At 58.6% G+C, this 12,015-nt stretch carries 13 protein-coding genes; 9 read left to right on the forward strand and 4 right to left on the reverse strand.

Annotated elements, in window-relative coordinates; genetic code table 11:
• Positions 1-18 precede the first annotated feature (18 nt).
• The 3 genes from IG122_RS23700 to IG122_RS23710 all read left to right on the forward strand — a co-directional run bounded on the left by IG122_RS23700 (position 19) and on the right by IG122_RS23710 (position 1,553).
• Positions 19-366 (forward strand): type II toxin-antitoxin system RelE/ParE family toxin, encoded by a 348-nt coding sequence (locus IG122_RS23700; RefSeq protein ID WP_193189045.1) that lies wholly within the window; start codon positions 19-21, stop codon positions 364-366.
• Positions 363-698: a helix-turn-helix domain-containing protein gene (locus tag IG122_RS23705; RefSeq protein WP_193189046.1), complete on the forward strand. Its 336-nt coding sequence runs from the start codon at positions 363-365 to the stop codon at positions 696-698. Before IG122_RS23700 ends, IG122_RS23705 begins: the two co-directional genes overlap by 4 nt.
• A 138-nt stretch (positions 699-836) precedes the next feature.
• Positions 837-1,553 (forward strand): hypothetical protein, encoded by a 717-nt coding sequence (locus tag IG122_RS23710; RefSeq protein ID WP_193189047.1) that lies wholly within the window; start codon positions 837-839, stop codon positions 1,551-1,553.
• A gap of 510 nt (positions 1,554-2,063) precedes the next feature.
• Here IG122_RS23710 and IG122_RS23715 read toward each other — a convergent pair.
• Both IG122_RS23715 and IG122_RS23720 read right to left on the reverse strand, forming a co-directional pair.
• Positions 2,064-2,888, reverse strand: coding sequence for a DUF3800 domain-containing protein (locus IG122_RS23715; RefSeq protein ID WP_226893899.1), 825 nt, complete (start codon positions 2,886-2,888; stop codon positions 2,064-2,066).
• A 53-nt stretch (positions 2,889-2,941) separates the two neighbouring features.
• Positions 2,942-3,112, reverse strand: a complete 171-nt coding sequence (locus IG122_RS23720; protein WP_193189049.1) for a hypothetical protein — start codon at positions 3,110-3,112, stop codon at positions 2,942-2,944.
• Positions 3,113-3,614: 502 nt separating this feature from the next.
• On the opposite strand from IG122_RS23720, the gene IG122_RS23725 reads away from it, so the two are divergent.
• Complete coding sequence (locus IG122_RS23725; protein WP_193189050.1) at positions 3,615-4,349, forward strand: hypothetical protein; 735 nt, start codon at positions 3,615-3,617, stop codon at positions 4,347-4,349.
• Positions 4,350-4,750: 401 nt separating this feature from the next.
• Here the strand turns inward: IG122_RS23725 and IG122_RS23730 are convergent, their stop codons facing one another.
• Together IG122_RS23730 and IG122_RS23735 are read right to left on the reverse strand one after the other, a co-directional pair.
• Positions 4,751-5,629 (reverse strand): IS1595 family transposase, encoded by an 879-nt coding sequence (locus tag IG122_RS23730; protein ID WP_193189051.1) that lies wholly within the window; start codon positions 5,627-5,629, stop codon positions 4,751-4,753.
• Positions 5,630-5,676: 47 nt separating this feature from the next.
• On the reverse strand, positions 5,677-6,156 hold the full coding sequence (locus IG122_RS23735) for a hypothetical protein (RefSeq protein ID WP_193189052.1): 480 nt from the start codon (positions 6,154-6,156) through the stop codon (positions 5,677-5,679).
• 116 nt (positions 6,157-6,272) lie between these two features.
• On the opposite strand from IG122_RS23735, the gene IG122_RS23740 reads away from it, so the two are divergent.
• From IG122_RS23740 to IG122_RS23760, 5 genes are all read left to right on the forward strand, one after another.
• Positions 6,273-6,614, forward strand: coding sequence for a hypothetical protein (locus IG122_RS23740; RefSeq protein ID WP_193166441.1), 342 nt, complete (start codon positions 6,273-6,275; stop codon positions 6,612-6,614).
• A 133-nt stretch (positions 6,615-6,747) separates the two neighbouring features.
• On the forward strand, positions 6,748-8,448 hold the full coding sequence (locus IG122_RS24615) for a zinc ribbon domain-containing protein (protein WP_404924936.1): 1,701 nt from the start codon (positions 6,748-6,750) through the stop codon (positions 8,446-8,448).
• Between the two features lie 577 nt (positions 8,449-9,025).
• Positions 9,026-9,940, forward strand: coding sequence for an ArdC family protein (locus IG122_RS23750; RefSeq protein ID WP_193189053.1), 915 nt, complete (start codon positions 9,026-9,028; stop codon positions 9,938-9,940).
• Positions 9,941-9,945: 5 nt separating this feature from the next.
• On the forward strand, positions 9,946-10,440 hold the full coding sequence (locus IG122_RS23755) for a hypothetical protein (RefSeq protein ID WP_193189054.1): 495 nt from the start codon (positions 9,946-9,948) through the stop codon (positions 10,438-10,440).
• Complete coding sequence (locus tag IG122_RS23760) at positions 10,437-11,870, forward strand: DUF4942 domain-containing protein (protein WP_193189055.1); 1,434 nt, start codon at positions 10,437-10,439, stop codon at positions 11,868-11,870. Before IG122_RS23755 ends, IG122_RS23760 begins: the two co-directional genes overlap by 4 nt.
• Positions 11,871-12,015 lie beyond the last annotated feature (145 nt).

A 12,015-nucleotide genomic window follows, 5' to 3' on the forward strand; every position in this document is an offset into this window, starting at 1 on the left:
AAATGACAACATATCGCCATGAGTGAGCAGCAAAGACAAATCTCTTGGATCAACGCCGCGCGGAAGGATTTCTCAAAGTTTCCTTCCGATGCGCAGCGGCGGATCCGGCAGGCTTTGACCGTCGCGACCTACGGTCAGAAAGCCGATATCGCGAAGCCGATGAAAGGCTTCACCGATGGGGTGTTCGAGGTCGCGTTGAAGCATCGCGGCGATGCCTATCGAACGGTCTACGCGGTGAAGATCGATGACGATATCTGGGTTCTACACGCATTCCAGAAAAAGTCTGTGAGCGGAATCAAGACGCCGAAACCCGATATCGATCTGATCCGCGAGCGGCTGGCACGACTGAAGGAGAAATTGAAATGACAGACAAAGACGACGATTTCGAACTGATCCGGGGTTCCGGAAATGTGTTTAAGGATTTTGGCGATCCCGACGCGGATATCCTGCAGCTGAAATCCAAACTCGCGGCAGAGATCATCGGCGTTCTGGACGGCCGGGGGCTCTCCGTTCGCAAGGCCCAGGAGCTGACCGGCTTCTCCGCTGCGGACTTCTCTCGTATCCGCAACGTCCGACTGGATAGGTTCACCATCGACCGCCTTATGGCGATCCTTAACAAGCTGGATCAGAAGGTTGAAGTCAGCGTAACCGTGAGCGCTACTAAACCTGCTCAGGAGGCGCACGCTCACGCGATGTGAGGCGTGCCCGACTGAGGTCAGCCAGGCGCCCCGGGCGGTTCTCGCTCCGCTCGCGCGCGGCCGGCCGTGTGGCCGCCCGCTCAATCCGCGATCGCACGCGCTCGCGGACAACCGCCCTCGATCGGTTATGATCGGCTTATGGGGGCCGATTCTCTCGTCAGCATTGAATCCGAAACAGCCGACCGGCTCGCCCGTGCGGGCTTCGCCGTGTCATTCTCAAGCGACATGCGCGCCTGGAAACAGGCGCTCGTCGCCGACAACCGCTTCGTCTCTCCGCATTTCGATCCGGATTTTACCGCGCCTGCCGGCGCGGCGTGGATCCGGATCACCGACAAACACACCGGCGCTCTTGCGGCCTGCCTTGCCTACCGGATCTATCCGGCGGCCGACTATCTCGAAATGGTCGAGAACGGCAGGATCTATGTTGACGACCCCGCTGCGTGGGGATTCCGGCCGCACCGCCACGGGCTCGATCACATCGGCCTCGCCGGCCGGGTGATGAGCCGTGGCGGACTTCACAGCTTCGCGCCAGGTCACGCGCTCAGCTTCTGGATCTGCGGCATCGCCCTCGAGGTCGCGCTGCAGGAGCGCGTCGACCTTGCCGCCGGCATCACCTTGCCGGGACCACATGTGCCCCTGTCTTGGTACGGCTATCGGCACTCCGCGCACACAACCGTTCACGAGTGGCCGAATTTTCCCGGGCAACCTCACTCGATCGAGATCGTATGGAGCCACACCGCAGAGATCCGCGAGGAGGTCGCGCGCCGGCGCCGGCTCATCGCCGGCATGCCGAAAGCGAAGCTTGGCGAGATTGCCCGTGAGTATGAGCGCTGCCGCGTTTCCCCGTACAATTAGGAGCGTGGCGGCTGATCTAAATACTCTGCGATCAGCGCTGCTATGTGGCGCCCTTTTTTAGTAAAACGAATAAGCCGAATCAAAAATAATGCAATCATTAAAATGACTGTAAGTGTGCTAGCTACATATGGCCACCTTTGATCTTCAAAATTACCTTTTAATAAATCGGGTATGGGGCTTCTATTGAGGTTTCCGTCAATTATAACCTCAGTCATTACTGGACGGGATTATCCCCTTGAAGCAAGTAGCGCTGAGCGCGCATAGGTAAGACGCCTTACCGGAGTTGAGCGGATGTCCGCTCAAGCTTCTTGTCGAGTAATTTTGTGCTCTTTGGATTTATCGCTTACGTAAGCGACTGATGATTGGGTGTCGAAATTGGGAGTACGTCCTCCCAGCTTTTTGTTGACTTTTTTTTTTAACTAATTAATTAACTCTGTAGGCTTAGCCTACGAAGTCACCGTGGTTGTGGCTGCACGAGGTCGGGACGGAGACGTCTCGGCCTTTGTGTTATCAGGCCTTTCGCTGAACGAGGTCGAAGCAGCTATACTTAATACCGAGCGCGGCTAGCTGATCCTCACTAAGGTAGCAATCGATCAACTTTTTGTCTTCCACGAGCCGGGCGTATGTCCGGTTTCCGACGTGGTATCCGCCCATGCACATTGGCCAAAGAAACAAATCAGCGAATTGTGCCATCGGCGACGACTTCCGCTTAGTGTCGAAATCGTACAGCGTCTGACCGAATTGCTCCGGCGTCAGCGGTCCATATTTCCCCGAGTTGGACGTGTCGAACGGCATGCCCTCGGATTTCAATGATTCGAAGTAGGCACGGAGCAATCGATCTTCCGGCTTGTTGCATCGCTCAGGGTATACGTTGAGCTTTCTGCCGCGCTCAATTGCGCACTTTGCGGCTCTTTCTACGGCGACAGCGAACGCGGTTTTGCAGAGATCCCAGGGCCGGCGACCGTACCGTTCATAATATCGGTGGTTATAACCGGGACGATCAACGACGCAGGCGATGCCGATGATCGGAGCATCACGCATAAGGCAGTACAGTTCTTCGTAGAACGCAGAGCGCTCTTCTTCGTCAGCATCATCGAGCCACAAAAAATCTTCGGTGCGCGCTCGAATATCCGCAGAGTGGAGCGGCTTTCCTGTGATGTTCCACTTTTTCATGAAGGCAGCATGCATGGCACGGGCTTGCTGTTCTTCGTCATCGTTAACGATGACGCCGCCGAGAGCGAACCAGTCGTTCCCGTGCTTTGCTCGTTTGCCCGGCTTGCGGTCTGGGCGACGCGTCCCCGAATCATCGAGATAGAAGTTTAGCGTGCTTACCATTGTAGCAACCTTACATGAGGATGGGGCCACCTTCCGAGATGGCCCCATCTGGATCAGCGCCGCTTGCTCGGGCGCTGCCCTTTCGTCTCGTCCTGGCCGAGCGCTGAAGCCGCGAGCGACTTCACCTGCTTCGGTGTTGGTTTCGTGCGCCCCGCCAACACGTCGCTGGCGAGCGACGAGATACGCGGGCTGGTTTGCTTATTCGGTTTCTTCGTGGTCGGCATGATTGCCTCCTTGGCTATACCGTTGGAGTGGACGGAATCCAATGATTCCGCTATATTCATGCCCGTGCGCGAGGGCACTTGCCCCCACGCCGGGCGGCCCCCGATAACAACCGGGCCGCTTGCCACACGGCGCACCTCCTTCCTCCGCACCAACGGGCTGGGGGTTCGAATTTGACCAGAACGCCGGTCGCACGGTCGCTCTGGTCGGTGAGGCCGATTTAGGGGTGTCCGTATCCGGATCAGGGCTTGCGGACACCCCTGCCTATTTCATCATTGCCCCGGGTATCGGTCGGCTGAACGCCGGGGCTCGCTTCCAACAAGGCCATCAGGCCCTCCCGGTCACAACATGTTGTGAGCAACATCGCCCACGACACCATGAGATCGCATTCTGGCGCGCCTGTCAAGGGGGCGGCGCCAGAAAACGCGTAAGATTTTGTTGCCGCGATGCGCGTAATCGCCTATCTATGTGTTGGTAATTTGTTACGTAACATAGGAGGCGGCTATGGCTGTTCGGGTCAGAAGTCCAAACTATCCCAACATTTCTCTGTCTGACGCGATAGAGAAAGCGGAGAAGATTTTTGCTGTTGATCGTACGTACAGTATTGACCGCGAGGTGGCGGTGGGACATGCCGGATACTCAAGCCTAAACGGAGCATCGGCTAAGGTCCTTGCCTCGATGATTCAGTATGGGCTTCTGGAAAAGGCCGGTAAGAATCAGGTCCGAGTGACGCGCCTCGCGGTTGCAATCATGCATTCGGAAAGCGACGCGGCGAAATCGGAGGCGATCATGGAGGCGGCCTTCAGGCCTTCGCTTTTCGCGGAGCTACGGAACGAGTTCCCCGGCGGGGTGCCGTCTGAGGCGTCGCTGCGCAGCTACCTTCTTCGTCAAGATTATTCGAATGCCGCAATAGGTCCTGCAATCAGGTCTTACATCCTAACTTACGAGATGGCGGAGCAAACGCGCGCAAACGAAAGTCATGGCGTGAGGTCAGTCGCAGCTACAGAATCGAATGATGTAGTTGATGTTTCAGAGGAAACCGATATGAGCACTCAAGTAGCGCAACCGAGTCAAAAGATTCAGGCGGCGCCGATTCCGCCCGCGCCTGAGACTGATCTGAACGACATTCAGTGGGTGGTATCAGGCGGCACGGTGAAGATCAGCGCGACGCTGGATATGGAAGGCATTGGACGACTTGAGCGCAAACTTGCCGCGATGAAGGAGCTTCTGTCAGATTGACTTGGTAGTGTGTGGCTCCTCAATCTCTGTAAGTCTGAGGATGCAGCGTGTTGGGATGCGCATTACGCCAGAAACCTGCACGCTGTCCCCGCTGTTGAAGGCGCCCATGTTTGGCGCAAGCGCCTTAACGTCTTCACCGTCATAAATCAGCCAACCCACGGAAGCGCACCGAACAGCCGAGCCCGGTTCAAAATCGGACAGAAACCCCCAACTTGATGTAGGCTGTGCACTGTCTTCCCATTCAACGAAGACGAGGGGACATTGATTGGCAATGGAACGGGAACGCTTATCCTTACGCGAGGCCCTGGACGCGGATCGCTTAGAAGACTTCATCCGGCAGGAAGAGGTGCTCGGCGCTGTTGCGGATCGGTCCGCTTTTGAATCCGTGGTGGCCACGGCTGTCAAACCGCGCCAATCAGGAGATCGAACATCGCATTCTCCATCTGACGATGGTTCGACCGGAACGTAAACTCGTTCAGATACCGATCCATGTACTTCCGCGACACGTGAATGTGCGTGCTGCGGACTGAGTTCTTGAACAGCTTCCAGAAGCCCTCGATGGTGTTGACGTGGTGCACGGCGTTGGTGCGGTAGTCGTACAGCGCCCATTCCTTGTCGCCGTGCTTGACGGCAACGTGCTTGTAGCCGTCTCCGGTCAGTAAGCCGTAGCTCATCAGTTCGTCGGTCGAGACCAGCGAGCCCTTTTCGACCTTCTCGTCAACGACGCCCTTGAGGGTCTTGAGCTTGATATCCGGGATGACCTGAGCGTGAACCCGACCACCGCGCTCGGCAACGCCCATCACGATGGTCTTGCCGGGAGCGCCACGGCCCCGTTTGCCGCCGGAACGCTTGCCGCCAACATAGGCTTCATCAAGTTCGACGTGGCCACGGAACAGGTCTTTGATTTCAGCCTGTTCCATAAGCTGGCGGATCTGCTGGCCCATGCGCCACGCGGTTTTGTAAGTCACGCCAAGCTGGCGCTCCAGTTCCTTGCCGGACACGCCGTGACGGGTCGTGACAAAGAGGAAGATCGCGTAGAACCACAGTTGCAGCGGAGTGCGGCTGTCCTGAAAGATCGTACCGGCGCACGGATACAGATGCGCGCCACAGTGAGCGCAGGCATACGCCTTGCGATTGGTCATCCGGTGGAAGCTGCTTTCCGTCCCGCAGTCACGGCAGACGTGGCGCAGACCGTAGCGGACCTCCATGACGTGATGCAGGCACGCATCGTCATCCGGGAACCGCTTGAAGAAATCGCGAACTGTGAACTTACCTGACATGGGTGCCTCCGTTGACACCCTTAATATAGGCGATCAGCTTACTTGCTTCAAGGGGATAATCCCGTTTCTTTTAATAAAGCCGTCGTGTAGCTGTCGATTTGTACACCATTTTTCTTGCCTAGGCATAAAATTTCATCCTTTGTGAGTGACATTAAGATATCTGCGTCATTTCCTCGACCCGCTAATGTTGCCTTCAGTGCAGCTTTAATGGCGGCAGATTTCTCAATCTCATTCGGGTCTACTTCACCCGCTCTCTCGTACCAGCGCAGCAAGTCCAGTTGTTTGTCATCAGGTATGTCATCGGGTCCGGCATCACCCAACACCGCGCTAGCGTGATATCTCGCATTCTCGTTTTTCTTACGGTCCACCCACTCCTTAACCCGTTCCCCAAAATGATCTCCCAGCGCTTTCGCTGCAGGCCCTAAAAATGCTTTGACTGGATTGATGTCCGAGACCGTTTTCGTTACTTCCGCAACCTTCGCCGCTGCATCCAGCGCGGGCGTTCCACACTTGTTCTCTTCATCCATGGCACTCCTGCCTCTAAGTTAAACTCGCAACAAAAACGCGAGTAAATTAAGGCATTTCGGACGTCTGCAGTCTATGGCGCATCCACCAATTTTCGTGAAAGATCTATCTTTGAAGAATGAGTCGAACACCCAATAGATCCACCTACGCCAAAGCCGCCGACAAGACATTCCGCCACGGTGTAGACAATGATCTGACCGGGGCCGAATTCAGCGCGGCCCTGACCTGGGTGGCTGACCGCCAGCTCACCAATTGGGATATCAAGCATGGCGCCGACGTCGCCGGGCGATGCTACCAGTTTGCCGGCCGCTATTACTTTCCGGACCGTGAGACAGCAGAAGCGTTTCAAAAGGCGTTCGGCGGGCGGCGCTGGTCTCTTGCCGATCTGTCCGAACGTCAGATGCTCATCGCCAAGGAGAGGGAGATCGCTCGGGACCGTTCAGCGGACGATTGCGCATAGCCTGTGGGCCCTCACGGATTTGTTCGAAGTCATATCAAATCGAGCAATACACCCTTCAGGGGAAAATGTGGCTCGCATGTTTCTCTAGGGGTCGATAGCATCAACGGTCTTGGATCCATCCAAGAGAGGCACCGTGGCTGGCCAGTACCTGACAGCAGTGTTCGAGATGAGGCCGACGCGGCGGAAGGCTGCCGTGTTGGAGCGCGTCCGTTCGCAAGTTGAGGAAGCTTTCTGGTCCATTCTCGAAGAGGTACGGGCGGACGCCGAGGGCATCATCGCGGAGCCGGACCGAAAGACCCGCGTTGCTGAGTTGAGAAAACTTCAGGCGCGAGCCCTGACTGTTGCACGGGCGTCCAACCTGAATGAACCGGTTTCCAACGGGCTGGTCCGGGACGTGGGAATGGCGGTCGGTAGCTATATCGAGCTTCGACGTGGGGGGCACGAAGCGGAGTGGCCCGCGCAGTCGCAGCCACAGCCAGTCGTATACGCCTCTGCGCTCACCGCCTTGCGAACGGCATCCACGCGCGATCAGGAGAACGCCGCCCGCGATGAAATGAGCCGCGCGCGTCGGGAGCCTCAGCCGAGGCCCTTTACGCTTGCGCGGGCGCGGGACGCCTTGATCGTGCGCAAAGGCACCTCTGGGGGCTTGTCTGTCGTCCTGAACCTGGTGCCAGCTGATGATCCCCGTGCGCGTCTATCGATCCTGCATGAAGGAATCGAAGCCAGTTCGGGGGAGTTCATCAAAGCGGGGAAGAGCCGGTCCAAGATCATCGTCCCCTTGTCTTGTTCCAAGTGGCACGAGAACAAGTTTCTTGGCGGCAAGGCAATCCTGCGTTCCAGCCTTGTGCTGAGGAAGGGCGAGCGTTGGTTCCTCCAAGCCCAGTTCGAGATGCCGGAGCGGGATCTTGAACTAACCGAGCGGTCTATCGGGATCGATAGGGGGATCGTGAACCCCGTTGCGGTGAGTGTCGTTGATCGGGACGGCGCTATTCTGGAAGCCTCTGAGCCGCGCGGGGCCGAGATAGGGCAGGCGATCCGGGAGTCCGAGCGCCAGAGGCGGGCCGAGCAGAGACGGCGGGGGCATACCAGGCGCCGTTATGCCGAACGCGTAGACAACTCGCTCCATATCCTCGCGAACGAGATCGTCCGGACCGCTGTTCGTCATCGGGCACCGGTCAGCCTTGAAAAACTCGACGAGTTCAAGAAAACGATCGTCACGCCGCGGCCGAAGGGCGGGCACAAGGGAGGCTGGAGGCGGACCCTAAAGCGTGCGCAGTTGGGGAAGCTGGAGCAGATACTCAGCTACAAGCTCGCGCTCGCTGGCCTGCCGCAGCCCAGAAAGGTGGTCGCGGGCGGGACTTCGATTACCTGCCCGTCGTGCGGCCACAGGGACGGCAAGAATCGGCCGGAGCAAGACAAGTTCCTGTGTCTCAGCTGTGGGTTCACGGCCCATGCGGACGTTGTAGGGGCTGTGAACATTGGGCGCCGTGGCGTTGTCATGCGCGGAGTTAAGAAGGGCGACAAGCTTGCGCCCAAAGAAAGAGACATGGTCATGGCCCTCCGGGATCGTGACGATGGCGGTCTCGGGCCACTCGCCAATCCGGGCGGGTGGGTAGTCGCAGACCGCGCTTCTGCCGTTGGCGCGGACGACCAGTCCGCTGGCGTTACGTCAATGGCGGGGCAGAAGTCACTTCATGCCGACCAAAACGGTGGAAACACCGTACTCGCAGAGCGGGTTGGCCTCGTTTTTTCGGCTTCAGATGAGGATGATGGTGCAGTCGAATCAGGCGATTATCGCAGGGGCGGTTCCTCGAGGCCTCCAAACGAGGGGTGACCGCGACTAATCCCTGAGTGCTGCGGTCATCTTGTCGGTTCCTCGAGGCCTCCAAACGAGGGGTGACCGCGACGACCCGGAGAATGCAGCATGATTGAGTTCGGTTCCTCGAGGCCTCCAAACGAGGGGTGACCGCGACGATCACCTCATCCTTGCGGTCGAGTGCGGAGTTCCTCGAGGCCTCCAAACGAGGGGTGACCGCGACCTAACTCCCCCTTAGCTCAAGTGAGGATGCGTTTCTCAAGCCCTCCAAACGAGGGGAAACTGAAACCACCTAGCCTGGCTCCTTCTTTTCTCCTCCCTTGGGGGAGGAGCGGTTTCCTTTAAATCTCGCATCCGCTCAGTGCGGGAAGGGGACGCTGCCCCCTCCCCACAAAGGCTGAACTCGCATCCGCTCGCGTCGTTCCGGGTCTCCCCAGGTTTCGGGCCGAGGCCCTGCAACCGGCCGCATAGCGGCCCCCTAAAGGGTGGGCGATACCCCTCCCGGAACGCCGGCCTTTCACCCCACTCCCGCTCCTCGCCGGAGAGGCAGGGTTGCAGTTGTGAACAGCAACCCAGCCACAAAAAGGGGCAGAACATGACCGGCAAATCTCCGAAAACCGATCACATGCAGGCAGTGACCGACCGCATTATCGCGGCACTGGAAGAGGGCGTGCGCCCTTGGCAAAAGCCGTGGGACGCGGGCGCGATCCCGGAGCAGCCGTTGCGCGTAACCGGCGAAGCCTATCGGGGAATCAATGTTATTGCCCTTTGGATGGCCGCGCAGGCGAGCGGCTATACCTCGCCCTACTGGATGACCTACCGGCAGGCCGGGGAACTCGGCGGACAAGTTCGCAAGGGAGAGAAGGGCGCCGCTGTTTTCTATGCCGGAACGATGAACGCCAAGGAGGAGGACGAGGCGGACACCGACGAGGACGCCCGCGTTATCCGCTTTATGCGGTCCTACACGGTGTTCAATGCCGACCAGATCGACGGACTGCCCGAGCACTTCTATCCGGCGCCGTCCGCGCCGCGTCCGTCTGCCGAGCGGAACGATGCCGCCGAGCGGTATTTTGCCGCGACCGGCTCCGATGTTCGGCACGGCGGAAACCAAGCTTTCTACGCCTACGGCGGCGCGGCCGATTATATCCGCATGCCCCCGTTTGAGACCTTCCCGGATGCCGAAAAATACTATGCGACCCTTGCGCACGAACATATCCACTGGACCAAAGGCCCGGGCCGCCTTGAGCGGGACTTCGGGCGCAAGAAATGGGGCGATGACGGATACGCCCTGGAGGAGCTGGTCGCCGAACTCGGTTCCGCGTTCCTTGGCGCCTCTCTGGGGCTCCGACCGGACCATCTCACCGATCACGCGTCCTATATCCAAAGCTGGCTGAAGGTTCTGAAGGACGACAAGCGGGCGATCTTCCGCGCCGCATCCCATGCACAGAAAGCCGTCGATTTCCTCGACGGCTTCCAGCAAGCGGCAGCGATGCCGGAAGCGGCGGAGTGAGGGCGATGTTCAGACCTGATAGCGCCCAGATCGCACGCATCGATGCAGCGTTTGAGTCCTACCGGAGCGCCCCCGGCGCTCCGACGGATCGGACATCGGTTCGAATGCTCTATGACCTTCTTCATTACATGCGCGCGCATGAGGATATGAGGGCGTCGGAAATATTCCACTGGCATCGCTATGTGTGGCGGAACTTCGAATGCGACATGGACGGGCTCGACCGACCGGCGCATAGGCCCGCCCCGGCTTCGCGCACTGTTGCCACCAAAGCGGTTAGCGACGAACGGACCACCAAACAATTCGAACGCGGCCGGAAAATGATGCTGGCAGCGATCAAGGAAGAACGGCCCAAGTGCGGAGAAACGCTGGCCGATTTGCTTTGTGCCTTGATGGTCTACGAGCATGCGCAACAGGGTTTCTCGGAGGCGGAAATCCGGAGCCGATATAGCGCGACTTTCGATGCGTTCGAGCGAGAGTTTCGAAAGGGGAAGCAGCCATGAACATGCTCGTTCCCCGCGAAACCGTCGCCCAGCTTGTCAAGAAACGGGAAATGGCACTTATCGCCTTCCGAGCGTCCCATGCCCGCCTTCTCGACGCGCAGGACGCCCTTCGCAAAGCGAACCGGCTCTTAAATGAAATCAGCCCCAGCGGCGAGGCAAGCTACAACCAACATGTGCGCGATAAGGAGGAATATTTCATACGCGCAATATCGGTGCCGGAGGAGGCCGACTATATGGCCAAGGTCGAGCACATAACGTCGGTCAATCTCTGGGCGAAGGTCATCGCACACACCGACCTTGAGTCCATCATGAACCGGCGCCAGAAAGACGAATTGCGGCTGGAACTGACAACCAATCCGCCGGAGCCCACGGTCGAGACAGTTTATGCGACCCTGCAGGCGCGCTTCGCCGGTCTAAGCTTCACCATCCAAGAGGGCATCGCCGATGCCTTTACGGCGCTGGATCGCCGGTTTCGCTCCAACGACACATTCAAATTCAAGCACCGGATCGTCCTTGAAAATGCGCTGAGCGAGTTCGGCGGCTGGAACCATTACCGACACTATGACGATACCCTGATGGACGTGGAGCGGATCTTCCGTTTCATGGACGGAGAGCCCACCTTGCCACGCCATTTATCGATTGTGTCAGCGATCGAGGCGGAAACGCGCGGTTCATATTCAAGAGGGCTTCCGCAGGCCGTCATTGAGACCGACTATTTCCGACTCCGGACGTGGAAAAACGGCAATGTGCATCTCTATTTCACGCGCAAGGATTTGCTGGCGAAGGTCAACAAGGCCCTCGGCGAATTCTACGGCAATCCGATCCCCGAGGAGAGGGAGGCCGAGGCCGACGACGGCCTAGCTCCCAAGACCGCGCTTGCACGCAATATGGGATGGTTTCCGACGCCGGAGGCGGTCGGAAAAGAGGTCATGCACCATGCGCCTTATCTGGTCGTCAACGGCGAGCCGAAGACCGTTCTGGAGCCTTCCGCAGGCACGGGCAACCTTGCGCGCCTGGCCGTCTCTGCCGGTGCCGTGGTCGATTGCATCGAACTGAACACGGGCCGGGCGCAGACACTGAGCGAGAGCGGCCTATATAGGCGCGTGCTGCCAGTCGATTTCCTTGCGCTGCGCGCGGCTCCGGATGAGCTCTACGACGTGGTTTTGATGAACCCGCCATTTGATCGGGAAAGGGACATCGACCATGTTCTGCACGCCCTGACGCACCTGAAAGATGGAGGGCATCTTGTAGCTGTCATGAGCGGAGCGACCGCGTTTCGTGAGACCAAGAAATCACGTTCCTTCCGGGCGATCATCGAGAAGCACGACGGGCGATTTTTCGACCTGCCGCCCGGTTCTTTCCGGGAGGTTGGAACGAACGTGAACACCTGCATTCTTCGTCTTCGGAAGGGCGGCAACTACTATCGTTGACCCGAGAGCATCCGGGCCGCCCTGGCGGTCCGGATGCCGTTCCCGCCGTCAGAAATTTTTCCGCGCTTTTGTCGGGCGGGCCCCCGCGGCCGGCGGCGCGTCTTTTTGTTTGTTTCCTCTCCCCGGCCCGGCGGGGGCGTGGGCT

This window comes from Nisaea sediminum, from assembly GCF_014904705.1.
In the GTDB taxonomy this organism is placed as follows: Bacteria; Pseudomonadota; Alphaproteobacteria; order Thalassobaculales; family Thalassobaculaceae; genus Nisaea; species Nisaea sediminum.